Here is a 24,910-nt window from a genome sequence, read left to right as displayed (position 1 = left end):
GTCAGCCTTTGAGTTTGGGATCGAGTGTATCGCGCAACGCGTCGCCAAGCAGATTGAATGCCAGCACGGTGATAAAAATCGCCAGCCCTGGAAATACGCTCATGTGCCAGGACCCGGCCATCATCATGCTGCGGCTCATCGCCAGAATATTTCCCCATTCCGGCACATCAGGCTCCGGACCCAGCCCGATAAAACTCAGACCCGCCGCAGTCAGAATACTGGTACCAATGCGCATGGTAAAATAGACAATTACGCTGGAGAGCGTGCCGGGCAGAATATGCCGCAGAATAATCACGCGGTCTGGCGCACCGGCACAGCGTACGGCTTCAACATAGGCAGCCTGCTTCAGAGAGAGCGTCGATGCCCGCACGATGCGGGCAAATACCGGCACGCTGAATACCGCGACCGCGATAATGACATTGTTCAGGCCCGTCCCCAGCAGCGCCACCACCGCAATGGCCAGCAACATGCCGGGAAACGCGAATAAGACGTCGGCACCGCGCATGATCAACATATCAACCCAACCGCCGTAATAGCCCGCCAGTAACCCGAACATGACCCCGACCAGCATGCCGATCGTCACCGACAGCACGCCGATATAGAGCGAAATACGCGCGCCATAGATAATGCGACTGAGCAGGTCGCGCCCCAGTTCATCGGTCCCCATCCAGTGTGCCGCCGTTGGCGGTGACGACAGCGCCATCCAGTCCGGGGCCATAGGATCCCAGGGCGCCAGCCAGGGCGCAAAGATCGCCACCACAATCAACAGCAGCACAAAGCCGCCTGAGACCAGTGCCAGAGGGTTACGCACGAAGGCATGCAGGAAATCACGCCACGGCGAACGAATGATCTGAGGCGGGTTGTCAGTCAGCAATTGACTACTCATTTCGGCTCCTGTCGCAGGCGAATGGCTGGGTTAACTACCGCGTAAAGCAGATCGACCAGCAGATTAATCACAATAAATTCAAACACGAACAACATCACGAGTGCCTGAATCACCGGCTGATCCTGCGCTTTGATCGACTCAATCAATAACCAGCCTAACCCTGGCCAGTTGAAAACACTCTCGACGACGATGGAGCCACCCAGCAGAAAACCGAACTGCAGACCCAGCATGGTAATCACCGGAATGAGCGCATTGCGCATCACATGCTTCCACGTTACCAGCCGGTTACGCAGTCCTTTGGCTTTGGCGGTGCGCACGTAATCTTCCTGCGCCACCTCAAGAAAGGCCGAACGGGTGAAGCGCGCCATGACCGCCGCAACCGACGAACCCAGCGTGATGGCGGGCAGGACAATATCACTGGCCTGGTTAAAACCGCTGACCGAAAACAGCCCAAAAGGCATCGCGACGAACTGAATAAGCAACAGCCCCAGCCAGAAGGCGGGCATCGAAATACCGCCTACCGCCACGCTCATCAGCGTCCAGTCCTGCCATCTTCCCCGTTTCAGGGCCGCCATCACGCCGAATAACAACCCGAGAATAACGGACCAGGTAAAACCTGCTAAGGCCAGCCACAGCGTCGGCATAAAGCCCTGTCGAATCACCTCCCGCACCGGTTGCTGAGTGCGATAGGTGGTGCCCAGATCGCCCTGCAACAGGCTGCCGATCCAGTGGAGATACTGTTGCGGCAGCGGATCGTTAAGCCCGAGATGCTGACGCGCCGCCTCGATGGCCTCGATGGGCGCATCCGGTCCGGCATATGCGCGCGCCGGGTCGCCCGGCATGAGCTTGATAAAACCGAATACCAGCAACGAGACCACCAGCAAAACCGGGATCATCTCCAGTAATCGGCGAATGATGTATGCAAACATGCCATTCCCTGAAATGAGGTGTGACTGGCCTCCTCACGTCTCCGCCCCTTTCGGGAGGGGTGACGAGAGAAGAACCGTCTTATTTAAAGGACGCCTGAGTGAACAGGAAATTGCCATCAGGCAGCATTGAAACGCCGCTCAGGGTGCTACGCTTGCCCACCAGGTTGTCTGGCGTACCAAGGAACGCCACCGGCGCTTCTTTCCACAAGACCTTTTGCGCCTGTGCATAGGCAATGCCGCGCTTTGCCGGATCGGCCGTCGCCAGCCCGGCTGCAATCGCTTTGTCTGCGTCAGGATTACTGAAGTAGGAGACGTTATAGGAGGTCGGCACCCAGGATTCGGTGGCAAACAGCGGACGCAGCGCCCAGTCGGCATCGCCTGTTGAGGTCGACCAGCCACCATAATAGAGGTCAAACTCGGCCTTTTTCGGGTCCTGTACACCCCACAACTTAGCGTTGCGCGTGCCGGAATCCATCGGCGTCACCGTGGCCCGAATGCCTGCCGTGGCCAGTTGCGCTTTCAGCACCTGAGCGGCACGGACGCTGGCCGTGGCATTGGTCACCCAGAGCTTAAGATCCAGACCATTCGGATAGCCCGCCGCTTTCAGCAAGGCTTTGGCCTTATCCGGCGCATAACTGTACTCAGGATCGGTTTGTTTCTGGTAGAACTGTACGCCTTCCGGTATAGCGGATGTGGCAGGTTTACCCAGACCGGCAAACGCCACTTTCAGCCACAGATTACGGTCAATCGCATAGTTGATGGCCTGACGCACCCGAACATCCGCCAGCGGCTTGTGCTGCGTGTTGATCGCCATGTAATAGAGATAAATGCTCGGATCGCGCTGAATGGAGAGATGGCTGTCCTGTTTCACGGCGGCGATCAGGTCTGAAGGCAGTGGCCAGATGGCATCCACCTGCCCCGATTTTAATGCGGCGACGCGTGTCGCATCTTCCGGACTCGGCGAGAAGATGACATGGTCAACTTTAGGCCATCCCTTCTGCCAGTAACCGTCATACTTCGCCAGCGTGACCGCTTTGCCCGGTGTCCAGTTAACAAATTTAAACGGACCGGTGCCGACCGGATGCAGTCGCAACTGCGCTTCGTCCGGGTATTGCTTAAGAATGGATGGACTCCACATCACCGCCGAAGGATGCGCCAGCGTGTTGATAAAGGCCCCGAACGACTGATTCAGATCGATTTTTACCTGGTCGGGTGCCATTACCGTGACCTTATCGATCATTTTGTAGAGGCTATTACGCTTCAGCCCTTTTTTCTGATCTGCCAGACGATCAAGGTTTGCTTTGACCGCATCGGCATCAAACGGGGTACCGTCCTGGAAAGTGACACCTTTGCGCAGCGTCAGCGTAAATTCGGTGGCACTGTCATTAGAGGTATAACCGGTCGCCAGCCAGGGCTGCAGCTTCATCGCGGGATCAAACTGGAACAACCGCTCAAAGATGCCGCTCTGCACCGAGTAGCTGACATTATCTGAGGTGTCATGTGGATCCAGCCCCGTGATATCGGCATACATTGAAATGCGCAGATCCTGTGCCTGCGCAGTCATGACCAGCGTCGTCGTCAATGCGAGGGTTAGCGAAGTACGGCGAAACAGCGTTTTCATAGATTCTCCTGGTCGTTGAGGATAATTACAATGCAATGCCGTCAGCGACCCAATGCTGGGGCGCAACCTGGCGATAACGGGGTTTAGTGACCGTTTCACCCACCTTACGCAGCGGCGAGGGAATTTCGCTGTCATCGAAAAGACGGGGCTGACGGTTCTCTGGATCGGCGACTGGCACGGAAGCCAGCAGACGTTGGGTATAGGGATGTTGCGGCTGATTAAAGACCGACTGACGTGGTCCAAGCTCCACAATCTGGCCGAGGTACATCACCGCGACGCGATTCGCAATACGCTCGACGACCGCCATATCGTGAGAGATGAAAATCCATGCCACGCCCGTTTGCTGCTGCAGGTCCATCATCAGATTGACCACCTGTGCCTGAATTGAGACATCCAGCGCCGATACCGCCTCATCCGCAATAATGACTTTCGGTTTCAGCGCCATAGCGCGGGCAATGGCAATACGCTGACGCTGACCACCCGAAAATTCGTGCGGATAACGACGCGCATGCTCTGGCAGGAGACCGACGCTCTTCAGCAGCTCATCAATCTGTGGGGAAGCCTGTTCCAGTGAAGAGACCATGCCATGTAATAGCAATGGCTCGGCAATGGTAAAACCCACTGTCAGGCGGGGATTCAGTGAGGCATAAGGATCCTGAAACACCATCTGGATTTCACGGCGCAGCGGCTGGAACGCGGCCTCTTTCAGGTCAGAAATTTCCTTTCCTTCAAAATGAATGCTTTCAGCGTCACTGTTGATGAGGCGCATCAGCGCCCGTCCGGTGGTCGATTTGCCGCAGCCGCTTTCACCCACGATGGCCAGGGTTTCACCCGGCCACAGACTGAAATCAATCTGTTCCACTGCATGCACATGATGCGTAAGGCTTGAAAAGATACCGCTGCGGATCGGGTAATAGACTTTCAGGCCGCGCACATCCAGCAGCGGCGCGACATCATAGCGAGCGGTTTGCTGTTCGCTTTGCTCAGCCTCGCCCGCACCCGGCAGAGGAAAGCGTTGTGGCCACGCGTGTTCCCGCATATCGCCGAGTTTTGGCACTGCCGCCAGTAACGCCTGGGTATAAGCGTGCTTCGGGGCGGCAAAAATCTCAGATACGGTTCCCTGCTCGACCACTTCGCCTCGCAGCATGACCACCACGCGATCGGCGATTTCCGCTACCACGCCCATATCATGGGTGATAAACAGCACCGCCATCTGTTTCTCGCGTTGCAGGTCACGCAGAATATGGAGAATGCGCGCCTGAACGGTGACATCCAGCGCAGTGGTCGGCTCATCAGCAATCAGGAGTTGCGGGTCACAGGCAAGGGCCTGCGCAATCATCACACGCTGCCGCATGCCGCCTGACAGCGAGTGCGGATAGCTTTTCATGACGCGATCCACATCGGCGATTCGCACCTGTCGCAGCAGTTCACGCACGCGCGCATGGGCCTGCTTTTTGTCACACAGATGGTGATCGCGTAATGCCTCCGTAAGCTGATCATCAACGCGCAGCACCGGATTCAGCGACGTCATGGGCTCCTGAAAGATCATCGCCATTTCACGGCCACGCAGTGTGCGGCGCTGAGCGTCATCCAGCGTTTCTAACGCATGCACGTTTCCGCTCCGGTCGCAAAACTGCATACTGCCGTGATCGATACAGCCGTTATTTGCCAGCAGGCCCATCACAGCCAGCGACGTGACCGATTTACCGGAGCCGCTTTCGCCCACTACAGCGACAATTTCACCGGGATGAATGGCAAAACTGATGCCTTTGAGCGCCTGATTTTCACCGCTGCGTCCATGAAACGAGACGCTGAGATCCTGAATCGCCAGCACGGGGGATGACGAGGCAGCACCGGTTGCAGGGGAAGTACGTTCTGTGTCCGTCATCGTCGCCTCGCAGAGTTATAGCCAGATGCGGCCTTCGGAGTAGCTCAAAAAAGGAGAACTGTCGGCGGCAAGCCAGATGGGGCCATCCAGATCGACGAACTCTGCGTTAACCGCGACGGGCAATGCCGCATCCATGGCCAGTGACGAGCCCAGCATGCAACCGACCATGATGCGCATATTCAGCGTCCGGGCTTCATCCGCCATCGCCAGCGCTTCCGTCAGGCCACCGCACTTATCCAGCTTGATGTTGATCATTTCGTAACGATCGCGTAATCCGGCAATATCCACCCGTGTATGGCAGCTCTCATCGGCACAGACCGGTATGGGATGCTTAAAGCGTTGCAGGTCATGATCCTGTCCGGCGGGAAGCGGTTGCTCGACCATCGCAATATTGAAGGCCTTCAATGCCACCAGCAGGCTTTCAAGGTCCAGCCCCGACCACGCTTCATTGGCATCGATAATGAGCGTGGCATGCGGTGCCGCCGCACGAATCGCCGCCACTTTTTCCAGAATCTCACTGCGGTCGAGCTTAATTTTGAGCAGGATGGCGCCACGTAACACGGCATCCGCCGCCGCGAGAGCCATATTTTCCTGCGTATCCAGGCTAAGGGTTTCTGCCGTAATGACTGACTCATGCTGAGAGCACGCACTCATTTGCCACAGCGTCTGATTCGCCCGGGCGGCATCCAGTCGCCACAGCGCACAGTCCAGCACGTTGCGCGCAGAACCGGCGGGTAAACGCTGTTGCAGATCATGACGGCTCAGGCCCGACTCTACCTCAGTACGAACGGCTTCGAGCATAGTCTGAACGCTCTCCGGCGACTCATCGTAACGCGCCGTCGGGGTACATTCGCCCTGCCCGATGAAACCCTCCTGCTCCAGTGTGACCCGGATGACCGTCACGGCGGTACGTGTACCACGTGCGATAGCAAAGGGGCGGGCCAGCGGCAGCTCCACCACATCAATCTGCAACTGTCGCATTTCAGCCACGCTCCTGAAGCAGTGCGGCGATCCCATCAATACCAAAACGCACCGGATCCGTGGCCGGTAAGCCGAACTCAGCGCTGATTTCGGCGCAAAAAGCGAGCGCCTCTTCTTCACTGTAATTGGAGGTGTTGATAGCAAAGCCAGCAAGCTGAACGGACTCACTGGTCACCTGCGCGGCACGCAGATTGGCTTCCACGCACGCCTGCAGGCTGACCATGGGCTGGTGTGGCAAATGACGCATATGAGGACGTCCCATTTCGTGACACATCACCAGCCAGTGCGGTTGGGCACCGTGCATCAGGCCCATACTCACGCCCGCATAGGAGGGATGGAACAATGAGCCCTGCCCTTCAACGATATCCCAGTGGTCCTCGTCATTTGCCGGTGAGAGCGCCTCTGCTGCACCGGCAATAAAGTCAGCGATAACCGCATCCACAGCGATGCCCTCCCCTGCGACCAGAATGCCGGTCTGTCCCGTGGCACGAAAATCAGCTTTCATGCCGCGCGCACGCATCGCAGCTTCCAGCGCCAGAGAGGTGTACATCTTGCCCACAGAGCAGTCCGTACCCACGGTCAGGATGCGCTTACCTGAGCGCTTCTTACCGCTGCCCACACTGAGCGCCGGACGCATATGACGCAGGTCGAACAGCTCAACGCCAGCAACCTGCGCAAGCGCGACCAGTTCCGGTTCGTCCACCAGCCGGTGGTGCAGACCACTGGCCACATTCATACCTGCCTGAATGGCACTTTTAATCGTTTCCAGCCAGTGCGCTGGCAGATAGCCGCCGGCATTCGCCGTGCCCAGCACCAGCGTTTTTGCGCCGCGCACTTTAGCGCCGGGAATATCCAGTTCATCCAGACCCAGACTGACCGTGCAGCCCGGCAGTTTAATTTCGCCAACGCACTGGTCCGGCCGCCAGATATGAATACCGCGCGCCGTTTTTGCCGCGAGGGGATCGGTAACATCGCCAAGAAAGAGTAAATAGGGTTGTGGGATTAGCATGTTGTCTCTCGTTTCAGCCAAAAGATCAGGTTCTGAAACCACTATTTCATGCGTTCTGAAAGGTGACGAATGCTTGTTTAGCAGGAGGGTATAACGGCAGGTTATAGCCAGAGGGAATAGTGATGACAGGTGGGTTTTTCAGGGGGTTTGGCACAGGGAATGGGTTCAAGCAAGGGGTGGGTCATAGGAAAAAGATTGCGTTCGGGCAGGCAGGATGAATATGGGCAAGGGGAGGAAATGGCTTACGGAGTATCTAACGCCGGGCCGCTGGTGAGAGCATTCATAACGAATGCCAGCGACCCTTCCGGGTTATATCAGCGCAACAAAAGAATCCCCTACCTGAAATTAATCCGTTTCTTCCGGTGCAAGGTGAAACAGCTTTTCTGCCATCGAAAGGATTCTGTCTTTATCGACTATTTTATCAACCCATTCTGCAGGGATGCCTGACAGTCCATACAAAGCGCCTGCTAACTGGCCTGCGGTGGCTGCCACGCTATCAGCGTCATCAGCAAGATTTGCCGCCAGCAAAATGGCATCTTTGAAATTGTTTGTATGCCAGACAGCCCATAATGCTGCTTCCAGTGTGTCGATAACGTAACCGGAGGAGCGGATTTGGTCACGATGCTTTTCTTTATATTCACCGGCATTGATGATCAGAGGTCTTACCATTAAAGACATTTTATGAGGCGCGAAGGCTTCATTTTTACCTAAACCGTTTAAAAGGTAATGTAAAATGGAGTTTAAGTACTGACAGCTATTTATTGACTCTGGTGCTCGATGTGTTGCTGTACTTTGTCTTTTGGCATCACGCCAGCCATCAATGAATGATTTTCGCCTAAAAATTGCTACGGGTGCATGACGAATCAACGAGGCGTTCCCTGCTGTATCAGGGGCGGTGTTACCAATCCAATCAGTACCATGTTTAATTACTTGTTCGAGAGCATAGCGGGTCGCATTACCGATATCGAAACAAACTCCATTCGCGCTATTATGCCCCGTTTTGTACCACTGAATTAACTTTTTCCTGAATAAATCAGTGTCACAGCTTTCCTTTTCAATATACGTTTCTGCCAGACACAGTGCCATTGAGGTGTCATCGGTCCACTCTCCGGCCTTGAGATTGAAAGGACCACCGCCCACCATATCGTAAATGTGAGAACTGTCGCGAGTCTGGAATTCCAGAGTGGTCCCCACTGCATCACCAACAGCCAGTCCAATGAGTAAACCTTTGGCTTTATCTAAGGCTTCAACGTCAGAAATACTTTTTTTCAGCGTATGCATCCACTCAGGTTTCACTGGCTTTTCATCAGGCATTGGCTGATGTTCGTAAGCCATCCGGTTGATGAGTTGAGGCGATAGCTCAGGGAGTAGATGTGCATATTTTCTGGCGTATGTTCTGAGTTCAGACTCTGACAATCTTAGATCTATCATATAAATTCCTTTTCAATTGCGTGGTGGTAAAGCGCTACAACGTTTCTTAGTCGTGTCTCTTCGTTGTTCAGCAAACGCTAAGGACCAAAATAGTGCATTAACGTATCCATATCATGCCAGTCATCTTGTGTAAGTGGCTGTTTCTCCATGCTGTCAAATTTGTACCTGATGCCCTTCATTGGAATTGAGTACTCATTTTTTGTTGCTAAATCCATTAACAAGAATATATCATCCTTCATATTAAGCTCAGCCTGAACGATAGTGACAATTGATTGTAGCCGTTCTGTTATAAACATCATAAGCTAAATCAATGCTGCCCCAGGCACCGCTTAAAGGTAATGAAGTTCTCGCCTGTTCCTTAAACCAACGTTTTAATCTTTGAGTTACGTCCCTAGTCAGGCTTTTCTGCTCACCCATCAACAATTTTTCTGGTGCAAAACTCCAGTGCGATATTAAAGCGGCTGAGTTCCCGGGCTCAATAAAATTGACAACCAAATAAATATCGCCACTGTTATTGCTTTTAAGTGGGAAAATACTTCTATATGAAACTGTGTCCCCGCCATTATCTGGCCATGGCTCCCAGATAAACCCAGGAATTACCATTAACTCATGCTTAGTTATTTTTGGGGTTACAATCAACGAGTCATTAAAAACCAGTTCTCCCGCTGCGTATTTTAAGCTCATATTTAAAAGATCGTCCTTGTTATTACAGATTGAGACACGATCATAACTCTGCCCTTACCTCTTCAACGACAGTCCACTAAAGAGATCCATCATAAAATCACTCTCCGTTTTAAATGAACCAGCTTCAGTTGCAGCAGGACCAGACAGTCTTCCATCACTGACCTGGTGTTGGTGTGGAATCCGGTCATCATCATGCAGCCGATTTCGCTCCAATACGTCTATAAAAAATAAGTCGCTGAAACGCACGATCTTTGCCGCTTTTTAGCAAAAATTAAAATAAATCTCTCTTAATAAATCTCCATCTTTTTCATCCATAGTGACATCTTTTACCCTGTTCAGGTCTGCAAGAATCCCTTTTACAGGAACATCATCTTTTAGAATACTTTCGAAGAAATCACTTCTATTGCTTTCCGGAACATATTTATTAATTAAATAAAACAGGTGCTCCCTTAACGCTTGCTGAGTCATCGTATCTACACCTAAGTGATAAATGAAATTCATAATGATAAACACGGCCTGTCTGATTCTTTATCTGATCTTGTAAGCATCATTTTCTATGGCGTTGAACATTTATAAGCATTGATTGCTGAAAGAGGTTTTGGCGGATTAATTAAGAGCAGAAGCACATAAAATGTTCCTGGCAAAACTCACATAATCAGGCCCGTATAGTACGCTTAAAATTTAGCAATGTTAATTCCATCTCTGATCTGGGTTAACAAAATGACTTCATTAGCATCAGCCGGGCTATGTTGAGCTTTGAGTGCTTCGTCCTTACTTATTTCAGACTCAATCTCTTTACTGACTAAACCGCCATCATCATATTGAATATAGAAAACTCCATCTCTTACTACGATATCAATCCCATAGTCACTAAATAGCATCTCGGTCATATAGTTCTCTTAAAATATTTATGTTCGAAGAATTAGGAAATGCCGCATTCAGCCCAGGCATTAGAAACAAACCGCGCTGCCTTAGAGGTTTTGGACTGGACGAGACCGAGCCATTACCCGGTGTAGCCGCTGTGAGGCTGTACGCTTCTGAAACGTATGGTGCTAAGCGTCATTATGCTGCAATTACTATCGTGCTGAATCGGAAATATGTTCAACATCACCAGCTTCACTCTTTAGCCGTGATGATCACTTTACTCAGGCAATCCGGATTTTTGACAGCAAAAGAAAATGTGATTACCTGACCATCCATATCCGGGGGAGATGAGTAGCTAGTTACTTCATTTTCAGATTGGCCACGAGGATAGTCACTCAACTTAACCTCCGGATAGTGTTTTCTGACATCATTAAGGGTTGTGCATTTACCATCGGGAGAAAAGCTCAGAAAAGGGGCGACGTCGCCGGATGATTTACTGACACGCAACTCAATATCAGTAATTTTCGCATCATCTTCCAGTTTTATCGAATTAGCCTGATAAATGTTGATGTAATCATTTTGGGTTTCTAATGTCAGTGCCAGCGGAAACTGAGTGAGATCTTTCACAGAGAGAGATTTAAGTGAAGCACTCAACTGAGGGATAAAGCTCCACATATCTTTATTTTGCATCTTCGCTTCTGCGAACCTGCTAAACAAAAAGAAACTCAGTATTAACAGAACACTTTTTCTTCGATGTGACGTTTTTTTCATACTAATCCGTATATTGATCATCATAATAGCTCCCGGTATCACACTCTCCAGCAGGGATAAGGGATTGATAACCTCTTCACGTTCTTGCCATCTTAATGGGGTTAACCGGGCTGGCGGAGGATCATCGTCCTTAAAGGCTGGTGTTGGTGCTAACACAGCAACATCATAGATGAGCCTGCATCAGTAGATAACAAGTCTCCCGGAAGGCCATTGCCCTTCCTATCCACAGGGTATGTATCCATTTTCATAAATCATCATCAGCCGACCAAAAAATTGCGAGTTAGGTAAATATGATTTATAAGCATCTTCAGCAAGAAAACTGACTAAATCCCACTTCACATTATTGAACAGGATATCATCATCTAATGAAGTGGGATTCTTCATGAAGGGTATGATTTCAATATCAATAATCTCTTTTGCTTCTTTGACAAGATCATTCCAGTTCTGATATTTCAAGCTTTGCTTTATGGCCAGATACCCGGTTATCGCATTACCCGCCTGAAGCGATACATTTTCCTAGTCGTCGCTAGTTATACGGCTGATAAAATCTGATTCAGCAGTTATCTTTTTTATGTTGTTCAAATAACCGCCTTTACCTGTATTAGTAAACCACGGAATATTCTGAAGACGCTTCACAGCTGTTCTGGAGATTTTCATTTAACCTCTATTTTGCATTGAGCGGAATAGGAATGCCTTAATAGTGGGTTAAGAGATCTGCAAAATTTAGATAGTCCGGCAATTGAATTTTTAAAAAACATATCATCATGTATGCTTCTGAAACCCGCTCTTTACTCTCTTCTGATGCGATAAATCGAGTGCCGAATCAGCAGGTCTTAATTTACCCTGACGTATTCAAATGAGTTTAGGAAAAATAATGCATCACAGATTAGATTTACTTGCTCTGGACTGAGAAATTAACATTATTTCATAGGCACCCTGTCCACTACAGCAAGCTTCTACAGCCTCCTTTTCATTTATTTCATATCTGACATCCTTATTTACAACGCCACCTTCATCAAAATTTATGTAATACTTACCATTCTCTTCAGTGATGAACATGCCATAACCACTAAATATCATTTTTTCCATCATCACTACCTTAGCGACACGTGATATTATTAAACTGACCTGATTATACTGTTATAATAAAATAAATGAAGCATCTTAAACAAAAACTTCTCATATGTTGGAATAAAACTTATGATAGAAACATGTAAACACTTCATGTTTTCTGGTGGTCTTTTTTAATCCTGTCACCTAATGACATTATAACTTCATAGGCATCCTGTTGGCTTTTTTTGATTTTTATCGCTTCATCCATGCTGATTTCAGCTTCAAGATATTCAGTAACAAGCTTGCCCGAATCAAACAAAGCAATAAGAATCCCATCCCTGTCTACAAGGGTTATCCCATAGCCGGAAAAGATCTTATTTTGCATATATAACACCTATTAATGATTAAAGAGGTCTGATATAAAAGTCAGGAATCTGATTGCATTTCTCCTTGCCTGTGCAAAACGCCTGATTGAAGAGCTTATCGCAACCTGACTTATTTTCAACAACGTTGTTCACATAACGCATAGGTCATAATGTAAGGTTGCCATATGATTCTCCATAAGCTTTCCTGTGTATGCACGGCGCTAGTGTTGCTTGTCTGCATGGCACTTTTAGAAAACGCAACAGAGTGGAAACGTTTTCCATCGCATTATGAAATGATAGATAAAAAAGTTTAGAACTGATAATATCCAGATAAGTACTTTAATATTTTCCCTCTGAATCGAGTATCTTAGCGATATTACATTTTATTGAATCGAGTGGAATATTACGTTTAACCCTCTCATTGTAATCATCATGCCAGAGATGATAATCAGAGAAAGAACCATTTCCGCTAAACATTAACCTCCATGCATCGCAGGCCTCCTTACAATAAGTAGCTGATTCAACTCCCTGAGAGTGGATAGAAATCCTGAGTTTTTCTATTATTGATAAAACGCCTCTAATCCAGTTACACTCGCCATCATTGATCAGAATATTTTTTAGATTCAGAAATTCAATTAATAACTTTTGAGCTATTTCTTTACAATACACTACCCACCTCACAGGCTATACTTCTGATACATCCACACCCTCATCCGACTGCATTAACTGGCCTTTTAATCATTAGTATAACACGGGCGTTACAGGTGCAGAGGGCCAGCATCATTCTGTGGGACCATCATGATTAATATTTACTTCTTCAGCATCAGTAAGCCCGTGATAACCGCACCAGTTGATCAGTTCTCTGATGGAAAGAGAAATACCAGTCACTCCAGCCATCAATTTTTCCATTAAAAACGCAGACTATTAAGACCTCTTTTTTTGAATCCACCGTCATGTAGTAAAATCCTCCACCATCGGGCGGTGAAAAAGATGATAAGATTTTTCCTTGCGCATTTATTATAATGAGTCTTTCAGGCAAACTTCTCTTCTGATCAAGAACAAATATTAAATCTCTGCTTTCATCAACCAACACCTGATCGACCTCGGATAAAGCCAATGACAATGCTTCACCCTTAAATTTCCACTTAAGAGTAGCTTGATCAGCCAGTAAAATTAAATCATTAATAGCATACATTTAAACCTATCTCTCTTAGCTGATCAATTAATTGCGGCAAACGGGACAGCTTTGCCATAAGCAAAAAACCCTTAATCACCATTTTCTTTCAACATTATTAAATACAGCTTAGTCATGATTTTGCTCTGACCGTAACCGGGCAACGGGGGCTAGAACAGATGATAAAATCTCTGGGATTCATTGGAGATCTCACTACCGAAAGATGTCTTCCGAATCATCATTAGTGATTAAGACATAAGGGAACTATTTGTGCGAATGATGAGCTATGTCCTCACATGCATTACATTTCCCTGGACAACTTAGTCTTAAAACTATAAATAAGATTAGTCCAAGTTGCTTGCTGGTTTTACTGATGCGACACACTTGTGCATTGTAGTGGAGGTTAACCTTCTTGCATGGCTTATTGTGGTCCCGCCGCTCGCTGAAAAAGTCAGTCAAACGGTGCTCACCCTCGTAACGGAAGTGCCAGTGGGTCTGACCGTCATCCTTCCCGGGTGTGATAACCATGGATATCATTTTTCCAGCGGATATAGTTCACGGCGGTTATGCATGATGTCTGAACCCGTATGGGGCAATCCAATGGGTTGCCTGCATTGTCCCGTCGCAACTGCTCAAAACCTGGCTGCAAGTCATTATAAGGCAACAAACAACCTGCATTATCGTAGTTACATGATGTCTGCTGAAAAGATATCGTCGCACTCTTCAGGGTTGAGGTTGTTACCTAAATCGAAATCAAGCCAGGGAAACCTGAATATCGCAGAGCTATTCTCATCATCAATACTCACCAGGGAGTAACTTACATCTGGCTTTTAGTTTCAGGCCTAAGGTTTGAGAGAAAAGTGGATGGTATGACGAGAGTCGCGGAATGGATATTCCGCGATAACAGCACTACAGACCCGTATGGGTTATTTCATGCGACGCTGGCAAGGCGTTGTGTCCGGCAGTAAATGGCAAACAGGACGAAACCCTGCCCATTCAGTACCCAGCGAGCACCCACTAAAGCAGCGAGTGCCAGAATCAGCCACAGGCCCGAGTGGCTAGCAGTAACAACGCTGTAGCTCAGGAGTAAAACAGTCGATATAAGCAATATTGCACAGACATAAGCCAGTCCCGCCACACCCGCTGTATGGCCTCGCGCAAGCAGGTAACTGGACGTGAGTATCGCGCCAATAACAACAATGGAGGGAACAAAAAAACTTAACGCATGCATCTGTGGACTCAGAGGAGGTAAAGCGTGCAGAAATGTCAGCAGATTAAATGCAAATGCAACCAGTAACAGCATCAGCACAATTGCAACGGGGAAGCCATTTTGCCGGGGCAGCGCCTCAGAAGGCTGTTTAAAATAGCGCTCAAGCTCTGAAGTAGATCGGGCAAGTATGGAATCATCCTGCCGTGCGATTGCCTGATCTATTTCGCGCCCCTGTTGCAGGAGTTCAGTGATATTACGTCCAATAAGCCATGATAAAAATTGCATTAAATTACCGCCAGTGACTGGATTGTTCCCACGATGTAGCGTCCGGTACGCGGGACGTTACCTGGAGCAGCAATGATACCACTGACAGCACTGCCAGCCACAGCCGCTGCACTGGTGACGACCTGTGCGAGTTGCTTAACAAGTTCTTTTTGCACCGGCTCTACAGGGAAACGTTTTGGATAAAGTCCTGCACGGATGGCGGCTTTGAGCTCTTTATTAGTTATACCCGGGTTTTGTGCTTTGATGATTAATTCAGTAAGCCGCGCCCTGTCCTGCCTTGGATAGTTCCTGAGCCACTCCGTAGCTTTTAAAGAAGAGACCGATTTCATCGCTCGCCATGTTGCCAGGGCTTCTTTTAATGCACCGCCCACACTGGCAAGTGAAATAAGGTCAAGAGACGTTGAAGTGGCAACGTACCACTCCTGAGAGTCCAGCCACGCGACGTTTTCACCACCGTTTTCGACGAGATCATAAACCCGGTAGATACCATTAATACACTGCACACCTGTTGCCGCAGCACCGGCATAACCAATGGCGACAAGCACGCCGCTACTGCCAGCCGTTATCGGCGTTGCTGAAGCACCGATAACCGCCACGCCAGCGGTGATAATCATGGCACCACAGGAAAGAACGGTCGAGGCAATCTCCGTGCCCATTGAGGTCGCGCTGACTGCTTCACTCAGTGACTTGCCCGTATCAGACGCTGTGGCTTGCTTAGGCGTTTTGGTCACAATAAGATGTGTGACGATACCACTTTGGCCATTAGGATGACGCTGACCAGGCCGGACAAGATAACGCTGTGCGCCATCTGCATAGATGATGCCAGCCTGATAAAACTCCCGGGTACAATCCATTGCTGCACCCAGCGCTTTGAAATCAAAATCAGGTGCCCCATAACCGGTCAGTCTCGCGATGTCATAACCCGGTAAGTTATTTTCGGGATTCATTCCTGGCAGGTTCATTTTATCTCCTTATAGGCTCAACAGGGTAAAAAGAGAGTTTTTAGATATTGAAATGCGAAATGGAAAAACCATTATTGCTGCCCCAAAACCATATATCAACATGCAGGCAATATAAAAACAAGCTTACCGTTTTTTGATTGCAGAAAAATAGTTACCCCACCCCTCGCTTCTTGACTCAACAGCCCTAATATAGGGTTTACATGTCACATGAAAAAACTTTAAAAACAATCACTTTCTAAACACGGCAGTAAGATTGCCACTGTGAAGTGAAGCAAAGCATAACCCAAAAATTATTTGAATTAATTCAAGCATCACTGCCAAACATTAAATAACTGCTTCCAAATTTCCATCTCATCATCTGTAGAAAGACTATTGTCACCCGTAACCTTATGATAATTCATGAAACAAACATCTATGGCCCGTATTGAAAGTTTTTATTCTTGCGACTTCCATCAATTATTGCATTTTTAATATGTAAATTACTTCAATTTAACCAACCTAACTATTTGCAATTATAAATTTATTTTATAACCCTGCATCCCAAATTATATATATACCATGGTTAAATGATCTTGTCTCGTATGAAACTGACACATTCCCCCAAGGAAACCCCCATCTAACTACTTCAGTTTCAATAAAATCAGGACATCCTAGTTCCAGAGATGAGCTAAGCCATTTAGACAAGTCTCTTACTGATTCATTTAACATTTCAATGTCAGTTCGCCTATTCCAATCATTTAAAGAATGATAATATTCACTTCCTTTATCCACAAGTTGAACCATGAATGGAAAATTAAAACATATTGGCCTAATACGAAGTTCAAATTCTTTATTATGGAAAATTATTGAGTCGATAAGATAATGATGAGGCATAAGGCTTTTTATAGAACCTGACCTTTGTAATCTTTTGTAAAGCTCGCTTTTACAAAAAAGCTCTTCACTTGTAATTTCCAAATATTTTTCATCTATGACTAATGCGCCTGTAGTTGGTTTAAATTTTAACTTTTTCATATATCAATGATTTTTCCTGGGGTTAGCAAATGTCTAAATTCTTCTGGTATAAAGAACTGAAGTCCCCCACCATCGCCATAAATTTTATTTGCTGCTGCTCTACCATAGGCAACATCAATATCTTCACTTACATAAAATGCTCTTAATTTTGTACGAACAGGCCAGCGTGGATCTAATTTAACTTGCAAAGCTTGGTGATAACCTAACGCATTATTTCTGTATTGTCTAACAGTAGGGAATGTCACTACATATGCAGGTTTTTGGTCGCCGTTAGGATAAAGAGCATAGAGAATTGTACCTTTTTTAAGCTTCCTGTTCTTGTAAACATCAATTCCTGGATAATCGGGATTTTCTGGACCCTGCCACTTAGTTGCTTCTTTCGCAGGGTCTTTACACTTCATCAACCCCCACGGATCCACCCATCCCAGCGCATTCGGCGCATACTGGTAAAGGTTAATCCCGCCAGCCAGCCCTATCGGATCCTGCTGGGTGAACCGTCCGCTGTCCGGATCATAATAACGAAACAGATTGTAGTGCAGTCCGGTTTCCCGGTCCAGGTACTGGCCCTGCATACGCAGGTTCTGCTGAACGAACGGCATCCGCTGGCTGGACTCGCGCAGCAGTTTGCCCCACGGGCTGTTGATGCCTTCCCAGGCTTTTTGCCCTTCAGCGTCAGTCAGCAGTTCCGGCATCCCGTTGGCCGCGTTATGGAACCAGTAAATCTCCGGGCTTTCCACACCATCAATACGGGCCAGCGGTTCATAGCTCTGGCTGTCGCTGTAAACGTAGGTCAGCGGTGTACCGTCGTGGATTTCCTGCAGCAGACGATAGCCTTCCCACACAAAGCGCGTCGTGACGGCGTTGCCAGACGGTCTTCCCTGTAACAGCGGCTGGCTGGTTTTACTGATGCGGCGTCCTAGCGGATCGTATCGAAAACTCACCTTAGTGCGCGGCTTATTACGGTCCCGTGGCTCGCTGATGACGTCCGTCAGGCGATGCTCACCATCGTAGCGATATCGCCAGCGGGTCTGACCATCATCCTTCTCAGTGGTACGGCCATGAATGTCATATTGCCAGCGGATACCGTTCAGTTCTGTGACACGGTTATGCATCACGTGCGCGGCACTATGGCGATCCAGCGGGTTGCCTGCGCCATCCCAGCGCCACTGTTCATTGCCCGGCTGTGCGCCGTCCTGGGACAACAGCCGGCCGGCGTTATCGTAGTTCCATAACGTCTGGCTGAACGGATTATCGTCACGCTCTTCACGGATCAGGTTGTTGCCGTAATCGAAGTCGCGACGCCGGGACCAGACGCGCGGCGCAGGACGCTGCGCGTCTCCCCTGAACACGTCACGGCGGCGCAGTCTGCCTGACCGGTCATATTCACTGCGCATGGTCAGGCCGCCCTGCGTCCGGCTCAGTTCCCGGTGCAGCGTGTCACGGGTAAACTCGGTGACCGGCAGGTTGTCTAACGCGATGCTCAGTAAATGACCGCTGCCATAATAAAGCTGCCTGAGATTGCGACCATCCGGCAGGGTTAAGGCTGTGCAGTTACCCAGCGCGTCATACTCCCACGCCAGTTCGCCCTGCTCTCCCTGTTCAGCAACGATGCGGCCCAGCGCATCATATTTAAAGGTGATCTCCTGCTCGGCCTGCTGGCTCCACTCCGCGTCAGACAGCGGCAGATGCTGCGACACTTTACCCAGCTGACCGCCGCCACTGTAGTGATAGCGCGTCTGGCCTTCCGGCGTGGTCCGCGCCAGCAGTTGTCCCGCACGGCTCCAGTGATAGCGATGGGTGATGGACTGAGGATGCCCGGCGGCAAAGGTACGTGATACCGTGCGGCCCGCTGCGTCATAATCATATCGCGTGGCAACGCCATCCAGCCCGACCTGAGCCAGCAACAGAGAATCCGCGCCCCACTCAAACTGATACTGTTCTCCGTTTTCGTTTTGCAGCGCCGTCAATCGGCCACGGCTGTCCCAGCTTCGCTGAACCGTCTCACCCTCTGCATTGCGGTTGGCAATCAATCGCCCGACGTTGTCGTAACGGAACTCACTGCGCTTGCCATCAGCCGACTCATAGGCCAGCGGCAGTCCGCTTTCACTCCAGTGCAACCGCTCTTCCCATCCCTCTGCACGTTCCAGCTGAAGAGGACGGCCTGCTGCGTCATAGTGATAACGGGTTTCTTCACCATCCGGCGCAATGACAGAGCTGAGCCATCCCAGCGAATGATAACGGTAGCGCGTGGTCAGCCCTGAGCAGTCGGTTTCACGGATAACCTGGCCGGCATCGTTAAACTCCCGGCGGTAGCTGTTACCCGCTGCGTCGATCTCCTCGACAACCAGTCCGAATTCATCTCGTTTATAGAGCGTGCTTTGCCCGAGCGCATCAACGACGCGCTCAAGGCCATGATGGGGATCGTAATAGTACTTCGTGGTAGAACCATCTGCTCCGGCAACCACTGTCGGCAGCGAACGGTGGGACAGCCATTGCACAGCCTGCACACCGCCGTCAGCATCTTTCTCTTCAATCCGGTTGCCCAGATCGTCATAGGTGAAACTCACCGCATTGCCCAGCGGATCGATGCGGCGCGTCAGGAGTTCGTTTTCATCCCACTCGTAGCGCCACTTCTCGCCCCGCTCGTCGATAAAACAGGTGATGAGTCCCGCAGCATTCCAGTGATGTTCGCGCTGCTGACCGTCATAGGTTGAAACCCTCGTGATGCCCGCCTTGAGATCGTAATGCATGTGGCAGCCATCACCGGTATTGGTGCGGTTCTCAACTACGCGCCAGTGATCCAGCTTCTGCCAGCGATATTCGCTTTCCAGCCCGCCGGGCAGCTGATGCCAGACCATTAACCCGTCGTCGTTGTACCTGAAACGCCGCGACACAACGCCAGCGGCATCAGTAACGCTGGCAAGCTGGCCCTGCTCAGTGTATGTCCAGCGCGTCAGAGGCCAGTGTTGATCGCCATCAAAATGGCTGGCTGATGTCGGGTGCCGCGCGTGATGTTTGTTGTCGTAGTGCAGCGTAACGTCGATCGCCAGCGGCGCGTCATGAATACGCACCAGACGAGCCTGTTCATCCCAGCCCATCTCCAGCGCATTACCGTACTCGTCGCTGAGTGAAGCCAGACGCAGCACCTGCGGATCAGCAGCCGTGCGTCGGTATAGACGCCAGACCGCACCGTCGTCATCGGCAATGGCGATATCGCCTGACTCGTTGCGCCGCACCATCAACCCTTCGCTGATGCTGTAGAGCACCTCTTTTTCACCGGGCACGTCAAAGCTCAGTTCGCGTCCGTTGTCATCAAACCAGGTCGCCCGATTCCCTTCCAGCGTCAGGTAACTGTCAAACACCGTGGCCCAGCCCTGACCAAACAGGCCAGCGCGCTGAGTCAGGCTGTTATAGCTGCGCTGAAAACCAAGCGGGAAACGTCCGGGAAGGGAAAAATCGCGCTCGGCATCATCATTCAGGACTTTGACGCCGGTCGCCGCATGAACCGGGAACAGCGACGAGAAAGCCGCGTTGATGGCCATGTCTGCTGCCATACCGCCCACGGCACCGGCCAGCGCGCAGGGCATGTTTTTGAGGATCTGACTGGGGCGACCACGGATCAGAGAAAGGCCGATCATCATCACAGCCAGGCCTGGCACCTTGCCGCTTTTGATCTCTCTGACCGTGACCGTTTCACCACCAATGATGACATTGGGGGACACATCGTCGCTTACAGTTGCATCGCAGGTGGTTTTATCCTTTGCGCGCACCGCAGGCTGGCCATTGATAAAGACGCTTTTGGATCCCTGCGCCAGATATTGCGGTCCACTGTGTTTTTCACAGGCCACTTTGTCCTGCTCCAGCGGAGAGGTGCCCGCATCGGCGGAGGCGACCGTAGGTTGCCACATTGCACTGCCAAACTGGCCCACCGCAGAGAGCAGCATGCCGCCGTAGTCGGCAAAGCTCTTCGGTGATTGCGGTTCCGGTGGCGGTGTCTCGCCGGGCGTGAGCATCCCGGCCGCGCGCACGGCTAAAAGACCATTTACGTAAACGTTGTCTGAACCGCTGGATATCACACCGGCGGGTGACGGCGGGAATATCATGTTTCCCAGGCCATCGGCCGCTTTGCTGATCTCCTGTGACAGACCCACGGCATTGGCCAGTATACCGCCAAGAATACCGCTGAGCAGGCAACTGTTACCCACGGCAGCGACACTCGCCGCTGCCGCCCCTGTACCCAGCAGTGGCGCTGCCGAGACGATAGCAGTACCCACTGCGGCACCAATGACGGCATACGCCGCACCTTCTGCCACAATGCTGGTGATATCAGCAAAAATGCTGGAGTGAATGATCTCATCGCCCACGCGGGCCGCAGGATTATCCATAAGTTATGCTTTCCGTGGCGTGTTCAGAGTCAGGCTTTGTTTAAAAGCACTCCAGCGCTGTCCGTCTTCTTCATTGAATGGGCGCATCGTGGAGAGCGTAAAAATCATTAAGGTGTTCGAGTCCGGCACCTGCGTAGCCAGCTGTTTCTGCCACACGGCCTGCCCGTTACGGTCAAACATAGTTTCAACTTCAATTGCGTGTAGGGTGTTATCTACACCCGCCGTCACGCGTACAAACTCACTCTGCTGGATGTGACCCATCTGACTCCGCAACGTGTCCCACTGACGCTGGAATTCTTTTTCCGCATCACTGCCCTCAGAAATAACACCACGGCTTACAACCCATGCCAGCCCACTGGCTTCGTCGCGGAGAATATTCATGGTGGTGTCCTGCCAGGCAGCAGGAAAAAGCGCAAAGGCGCCCTCATTGAATTGGTAATTCATAATAGATTTCCATATGGGGAAAGTAAAAACGGGATGTTATTAACAGCAGAGGAATTAACTATTTATTTTCATCATAATTGGGTGCGATACCAGTATGTGTTTCAACTAATCTGAATTTCTCGACCCAGCCATTAACCTGGTTTCCGTCATTGGCCACATACATTACGCTGTAATACTTTCCATACTCGACGTAAGCATATAGTTCATTGCCAGGCACCACAAAAACATCTTTTTCTGCACAACGGCTATCAGGCGCAGAATAAAACTGCAACCGTCCTGACCCGCCAACCTTGTAGACATTATCTGTATTATCGAAACGCACGCCTTTTGCGTTGGCGTTTCCAGCCTTAAGTTGACAAAAATCGTTTGCAAAGGCAATTAATGGAAAGGAAAACATTAAAATGCATAAAATTTTAAACATTTTAACCTGCAATGAATTTTGGCGAATATATAAATTTCACGAAAAAATCGATCAAAGTCATGACAAAGAATGGCTGACTATTCATTATCAAAACGCTTAGACCAGTGTGCAATATCATCCTGAATCTTATTACCTTCAGGCGCGTTAGTGACATAATGAATTTTGCTTTCGTCTGGCATTATCCAGGCAGCATAAATTTTGCCATCTGCCTGTATGACGAATGCAGACGCTTGCACAAGATAGAGATCTTTTAACCAGCCCTCAACGAATATACCGCCGTCATCTGTTTTATGTGGTTCGCCAAAAACATCAAAGTTCTGGCTGAAGTTATCATAATCATTACCTAAAACAGATTTTAAACGGGAGACAACACCCTGATCACTAAAGACCTTTGAAACATTGTCTAAGCTATTGTAGTGAGTCAAAGATACTTGTGAAGATGTCGCAACGCCTATCGGGCAAATGAAAGATATAATCAAGAGCATCACATTAACAAATAACTTCATAGTTTTACCTGATGAGTTGATTCAGTGGCGCTGTTTTACCATGCTGACCGGTCTATTTTTTAACTGATTATTCAACTCACCAAATGGTAAGTTGTTGTATACAGTTGTTCCTGTCACAGATAACTGTGGTTTTTTTATTAACTCACACACCTCAGAATCAATAAATTAACAGCCAATGACAAAATTAAAAGCTTTCTATGAAGAGTTAACATTCAAAAATTAATTTAATCCTGCGTGACGTGTCACGCAGGATTATTTTCATTCATCAGTATTAATCGTCATCATAATATGACTGATTTTTTTATTCTCTAGCTGAAATGACATGCGCTTGTTATCAGCGTCATAATATAACCAGTGCTGATTATCACTGTCATCCACTGTGCCCTGACCATATTTACTGACCAGCATATCCTGACTGTCACCGGTCCCTACGCCTCTGGCTGTTTTGATAGCAGGCGTATTTATAGTGATTTGTGCAATAAGATAGCTATCAATATCACGCTGTTCTTTTTGCCAGAACAGGTTCGCAGTGTAGATTTCAAAACCATCATACTTGTGCTGGTAGTATTTATAACTGGTGTCACCGGCAGGCACATCGCCAACGAAGTTTTCACTTATCTGCGCGCCCATTTGCTTCTGAGTTTCATCGCTCCATTTATCACCTAAAGAAAAAGGATGATTGTTTATTTCCACACTAAAATCAGCCGCGGTTAATGCAGCAGGGACTGTGAGGCTTGTCGCCGCAGTAGCCAGATTCACCTGAACGGCAGGGAACAGCAGCGCACACAACAACACTGCATTTTTCAGAGGAGAAATCATATTTATCAGTCCCTTATTTAAACTCAGGTATATCATAAGAAAGATTCGCATTCGGAAAGCTGTCGAACATTTTTTTCATGCTGGTTGTCTGAGCAGTAGCCCAGTTAACGTCTGTCGCATACTGATGTGTTCCCGGAGAGGCAGGATTCCAGCGCATTTTATACAAAGTATTCTGACCAGAGCCAACAAACTTATCAGATATCCATTTAGCGCCGCCGTCAATCGCCTTTTCCGGCGTTGTCCAGCCCTGCTTATAGGCATAGTTAGCACCGGTTTTTACCGCATTGCCATCAAGCGCGCCGATACCGTACATATTGTAAACTTTGGTTCCATTAACCATGACACCTTTAGCTAACTCACTGGTGCCATTTCCCGTCTCCAGCGCGGAATGCGCGGCCAGGTATGCCTCATTGACATTATATTTTTTAGCTGCATCCAGGTAAGTTTGTTCCTGACCGGACAGCGTGCCTTTATCTTTAAGGAAAGTGCTCATATCCTCTTTGCTAATCCCGGCTGAGGAGGAAAGATCCACAAACTGATATTTGTCTTTGCCTTCCATGTGGTTGGCAGGATCGACATATTTTTTAATATCATCCTCGGTTGCGTTTACAAAGCCTTTTTTGGTTTTATCCCATTTCACTGGCGTGGCTTTAAGTCCTTTTTGCTTTTTGACCATTTCATCTACCGAGTAGTCATATTTGCTCTTCTTATCGCCAGAAGCAGAATTGGCCAACGGTGCAGCCGCCCCTTTCGCCGGTGCCGCCGCAGCCTTTGGTGCAGCGGGCGCGGCCTGGCCTTTTTGCTTCGGCGGGAACAGGTTCTCCACCGCCTGGCTGATGTTCTGTTTATGACTGGAGCCCGGTGCGCTAGTGCCTGGCTTCGCACCATCTGTGTTCAGGTTCAGTTTGCCGCCAGAGGTGGTGATATGACCATCGCCCTGCACGAAAATATTGAAGCCTTTACCCACAATATTAATCTGGCCATTCGCATTGAGTTCGATAGCGCTCTCTCCGCATTCAAGGCGAAGTTTAGTGCCCGAACCCACAACATAGGTATCGACTACCGCATCAAGCTTGCCTTTACCGGTCAGCCGCTCTTCGCCCCCTTTTACGCCGTGGACGCGGTTGGTTTCGACCCGATACAACTCATTGCCGCCCGCATAATGGCTGTGATTGTTGGCGACGGAATGGCTGGCGTCATTTTTAACATGG

Annotated in this window: 23 protein-coding genes; all 23 read right to left on the bottom strand. The window is 49.3% G+C overall.

The features are described from left to right. Nucleotide 1: 1 nt before the first annotated feature. Nucleotides 2-886 (bottom strand): ABC transporter permease subunit, encoded by an 885-nt coding sequence (locus H7K52_RS03780; protein WP_008926148.1) that lies wholly within the window; start codon nucleotides 884-886, stop codon nucleotides 2-4. Next, nucleotides 883-1,815 (bottom strand): ABC transporter permease, encoded by a 933-nt coding sequence (locus H7K52_RS03775; RefSeq protein WP_003850806.1) that lies wholly within the window; start codon nucleotides 1,813-1,815, stop codon nucleotides 883-885. The genes H7K52_RS03780 and H7K52_RS03775 overlap by 4 nt, the downstream gene beginning before the upstream one ends. Nucleotides 1,816-1,894: 79 nt before the next feature. Continuing rightward, nucleotides 1,895-3,436 carry a glutathione ABC transporter substrate-binding protein gene (locus tag H7K52_RS03770; protein ID WP_039660406.1) on the bottom strand — a complete coding sequence of 514 codons (1,542 nt, stop codon included), beginning with the start codon at nucleotides 3,434-3,436 and terminating at the stop codon, nucleotides 1,895-1,897. 25 nt (nucleotides 3,437-3,461) lie between these two features. Next, the gene (locus tag H7K52_RS03765) at nucleotides 3,462-5,324 is read right to left on the bottom strand and encodes an ABC transporter ATP-binding protein (RefSeq protein ID WP_182629721.1); all 1,863 of its coding nucleotides are present in this window, start codon (nucleotides 5,322-5,324) and stop codon (nucleotides 3,462-3,464) included. A 15-nt stretch (nucleotides 5,325-5,339) separates the two neighbouring features. Then, nucleotides 5,340-6,305 (bottom strand): N-acetyl-D-Glu racemase DgcA, encoded by a 966-nt coding sequence (dgcA, locus tag H7K52_RS03760; protein ID WP_182629720.1) that lies wholly within the window; start codon nucleotides 6,303-6,305, stop codon nucleotides 5,340-5,342. Between the two features lies 1 nt (nucleotide 6,306). Next, nucleotides 6,307-7,314: an N-acetyltransferase DgcN gene (dgcN, locus tag H7K52_RS03755; protein WP_182629719.1), complete on the bottom strand. Its 1,008-nt coding sequence runs from the start codon at nucleotides 7,312-7,314 to the stop codon at nucleotides 6,307-6,309. 345 nt (nucleotides 7,315-7,659) lie between these two features. Beyond that, the gene (gene tri1 / locus H7K52_RS03750; protein ID WP_182629718.1) at nucleotides 7,660-8,745 is read right to left on the bottom strand and encodes an ADP-ribosylarginine hydrolase Tri1; all 1,086 of its coding nucleotides are present in this window, start codon (nucleotides 8,743-8,745) and stop codon (nucleotides 7,660-7,662) included. Nucleotides 8,746-8,991: 246 nt separating this feature from the next. Further along, nucleotides 8,992-9,429 (bottom strand): hypothetical protein, encoded by a 438-nt coding sequence (locus tag H7K52_RS03745; protein ID WP_182629717.1) that lies wholly within the window; start codon nucleotides 9,427-9,429, stop codon nucleotides 8,992-8,994. Between the two features lie 261 nt (nucleotides 9,430-9,690). After that, nucleotides 9,691-9,897, bottom strand: coding sequence for a hypothetical protein (locus H7K52_RS03740; protein WP_039660502.1), 207 nt, complete (start codon nucleotides 9,895-9,897; stop codon nucleotides 9,691-9,693). 206 nt (nucleotides 9,898-10,103) lie between these two features. Continuing rightward, on the bottom strand, nucleotides 10,104-10,319 hold the full coding sequence (locus tag H7K52_RS03735; RefSeq protein ID WP_182629716.1) for a hypothetical protein: 216 nt from the start codon (nucleotides 10,317-10,319) through the stop codon (nucleotides 10,104-10,106). A 226-nt stretch (nucleotides 10,320-10,545) separates the two neighbouring features. Continuing rightward, nucleotides 10,546-11,220, bottom strand: coding sequence for a hypothetical protein (locus tag H7K52_RS03730; protein ID WP_259400636.1), 675 nt, complete (start codon nucleotides 11,218-11,220; stop codon nucleotides 10,546-10,548). 723 nt (nucleotides 11,221-11,943) lie between these two features. Then, nucleotides 11,944-12,156, bottom strand: a complete 213-nt coding sequence (locus H7K52_RS03725; protein WP_259400635.1) for a hypothetical protein — start codon at nucleotides 12,154-12,156, stop codon at nucleotides 11,944-11,946. A gap of 130 nt (nucleotides 12,157-12,286) precedes the next feature. Continuing rightward, a complete protein-coding gene (locus H7K52_RS03720; RefSeq protein ID WP_182629715.1) occupies nucleotides 12,287-12,502 on the bottom strand; it encodes a hypothetical protein in 216 nt (71 codons plus the stop codon). A gap of 803 nt (nucleotides 12,503-13,305) precedes the next feature. Continuing rightward, on the bottom strand, nucleotides 13,306-13,677 hold the full coding sequence (locus H7K52_RS03715) for a hypothetical protein (protein WP_182629714.1): 372 nt from the start codon (nucleotides 13,675-13,677) through the stop codon (nucleotides 13,306-13,308). A 910-nt stretch (nucleotides 13,678-14,587) separates the two neighbouring features. Continuing rightward, complete coding sequence (locus H7K52_RS03710) at nucleotides 14,588-15,151, bottom strand: hypothetical protein (protein ID WP_182629713.1); 564 nt, start codon at nucleotides 15,149-15,151, stop codon at nucleotides 14,588-14,590. Then, the gene (locus H7K52_RS03705) at nucleotides 15,151-16,113 is read right to left on the bottom strand and encodes an Ssp4 family T6SS effector (RefSeq protein ID WP_008926140.1); all 963 of its coding nucleotides are present in this window, start codon (nucleotides 16,111-16,113) and stop codon (nucleotides 15,151-15,153) included. The genes H7K52_RS03710 and H7K52_RS03705 overlap by 1 nt, the downstream gene beginning before the upstream one ends. A gap of 525 nt (nucleotides 16,114-16,638) precedes the next feature. Beyond that, the gene (locus H7K52_RS03700; protein ID WP_182629712.1) at nucleotides 16,639-17,124 is read right to left on the bottom strand and encodes a hypothetical protein; all 486 of its coding nucleotides are present in this window, start codon (nucleotides 17,122-17,124) and stop codon (nucleotides 16,639-16,641) included. Beyond that, on the bottom strand, nucleotides 17,121-21,509 hold the full coding sequence (locus tag H7K52_RS03695; RefSeq protein ID WP_182629711.1) for an RHS repeat-associated core domain-containing protein: 4,389 nt from the start codon (nucleotides 21,507-21,509) through the stop codon (nucleotides 17,121-17,123). The genes H7K52_RS03700 and H7K52_RS03695 overlap by 4 nt, the downstream gene beginning before the upstream one ends. Nucleotides 21,510-21,512: 3 nt before the next feature. Next, on the bottom strand, nucleotides 21,513-21,953 hold the full coding sequence (locus H7K52_RS03690) for a DcrB-related protein (protein WP_105100173.1): 441 nt from the start codon (nucleotides 21,951-21,953) through the stop codon (nucleotides 21,513-21,515). Between the two features lie 58 nt (nucleotides 21,954-22,011). Then, nucleotides 22,012-22,374, bottom strand: coding sequence for a hypothetical protein (locus H7K52_RS03685; protein ID WP_182629710.1), 363 nt, complete (start codon nucleotides 22,372-22,374; stop codon nucleotides 22,012-22,014). Between the two features lie 77 nt (nucleotides 22,375-22,451). After that, entirely contained in the window at nucleotides 22,452-22,880 is a 429-nt protein-coding gene (locus H7K52_RS03680) for a hypothetical protein (RefSeq protein ID WP_182629709.1), read from the bottom strand. A gap of 258 nt (nucleotides 22,881-23,138) precedes the next feature. After that, the gene (locus H7K52_RS03675; protein ID WP_182629708.1) at nucleotides 23,139-23,699 is read right to left on the bottom strand and encodes a hypothetical protein; all 561 of its coding nucleotides are present in this window, start codon (nucleotides 23,697-23,699) and stop codon (nucleotides 23,139-23,141) included. A 13-nt stretch (nucleotides 23,700-23,712) separates the two neighbouring features. After that, nucleotides 23,713-24,910 (bottom strand): N-acetylglucosaminidase (locus H7K52_RS03670; RefSeq protein WP_182629707.1); only part of this gene is annotated, 1,198 nt, incomplete at its 5' end.

The sequence above is a fragment of the Pantoea hericii genome, from assembly GCF_014155795.1.
Lineage (GTDB): Bacteria > Pseudomonadota > Gammaproteobacteria > Enterobacterales > Enterobacteriaceae > Pantoea > Pantoea eucalypti.
Note: the sequence above shows the minus strand (reverse complement) of the source record. Positions and strands in the feature narration are given on the sequence as shown.

What these genes read in the sequence shown, in the direction of transcription:
- H7K52_RS03780 (WP_008926148.1), bottom strand. Translation starts at nt 886, where the DNA reads ATGAGTAGTCAATTGCTGACTGACAACCCGCCTCAGATCATTCGTTCG.
- H7K52_RS03775 (WP_003850806.1), bottom strand. Translation starts at nt 1,815, where the DNA reads ATGTTTGCATACATCATTCGCCGATTACTGGAGATGATCCCGGTTTTG.
- H7K52_RS03770 (WP_039660406.1), bottom strand. Translation starts at nt 3,436, where the DNA reads ATGAAAACGCTGTTTCGCCGTACTTCGCTAACCCTCGCATTGACGACG.
- H7K52_RS03765 (WP_182629721.1), bottom strand. Translation starts at nt 5,324, where the DNA reads ATGACGGACACAGAACGTACTTCCCCTGCAACCGGTGCTGCCTCGTCA.
- dgcA (WP_182629720.1), bottom strand. Translation starts at nt 6,305, where the DNA reads ATGCGACAGTTGCAGATTGATGTGGTGGAGCTGCCGCTGGCCCGCCCC.
- dgcN (WP_182629719.1), bottom strand. Translation starts at nt 7,314, where the DNA reads ATGCTAATCCCACAACCCTATTTACTCTTTCTTGGCGATGTTACCGAT.
- tri1 (WP_182629718.1), bottom strand. Translation starts at nt 8,745, where the DNA reads ATGATAGATCTAAGATTGTCAGAGTCTGAACTCAGAACATACGCCAGA.
- H7K52_RS03745 (WP_182629717.1), bottom strand. Translation starts at nt 9,429, where the DNA reads ATGAGCTTAAAATACGCAGCGGGAGAACTGGTTTTTAATGACTCGTTG.
- H7K52_RS03740 (WP_039660502.1), bottom strand. Translation starts at nt 9,897, where the DNA reads ATGACTCAGCAAGCGTTAAGGGAGCACCTGTTTTATTTAATTAATAAA.
- H7K52_RS03735 (WP_182629716.1), bottom strand. Translation starts at nt 10,319, where the DNA reads ATGACCGAGATGCTATTTAGTGACTATGGGATTGATATCGTAGTAAGA.
- H7K52_RS03725 (WP_259400635.1), bottom strand. Translation starts at nt 12,156, where the DNA reads ATGATGGAAAAAATGATATTTAGTGGTTATGGCATGTTCATCACTGAA.
- H7K52_RS03720 (WP_182629715.1), bottom strand. Translation starts at nt 12,502, where the DNA reads ATGCAAAATAAGATCTTTTCCGGCTATGGGATAACCCTTGTAGACAGG.
- H7K52_RS03715 (WP_182629714.1), bottom strand. Translation starts at nt 13,677, where the DNA reads ATGTATGCTATTAATGATTTAATTTTACTGGCTGATCAAGCTACTCTT.
- H7K52_RS03710 (WP_182629713.1), bottom strand. Translation starts at nt 15,151, where the DNA reads ATGCAATTTTTATCATGGCTTATTGGACGTAATATCACTGAACTCCTG.
- H7K52_RS03705 (WP_008926140.1), bottom strand. Translation starts at nt 16,113, where the DNA reads ATGAACCTGCCAGGAATGAATCCCGAAAATAACTTACCGGGTTATGAC.
- H7K52_RS03700 (WP_182629712.1), bottom strand. Translation starts at nt 17,124, where the DNA reads ATGAAAAAGTTAAAATTTAAACCAACTACAGGCGCATTAGTCATAGAT.
- H7K52_RS03695 (WP_182629711.1), bottom strand. Translation starts at nt 21,509, where the DNA reads ATGGATAATCCTGCGGCCCGCGTGGGCGATGAGATCATTCACTCCAGC.
- H7K52_RS03690 (WP_105100173.1), bottom strand. Translation starts at nt 21,953, where the DNA reads ATGAATTACCAATTCAATGAGGGCGCCTTTGCGCTTTTTCCTGCTGCC.
- H7K52_RS03685 (WP_182629710.1), bottom strand. Translation starts at nt 22,374, where the DNA reads ATGTTTAAAATTTTATGCATTTTAATGTTTTCCTTTCCATTAATTGCC.
- H7K52_RS03680 (WP_182629709.1), bottom strand. Translation starts at nt 22,880, where the DNA reads ATGAAGTTATTTGTTAATGTGATGCTCTTGATTATATCTTTCATTTGC.
- H7K52_RS03675 (WP_182629708.1), bottom strand. Translation starts at nt 23,699, where the DNA reads ATGATTTCTCCTCTGAAAAATGCAGTGTTGTTGTGTGCGCTGCTGTTC.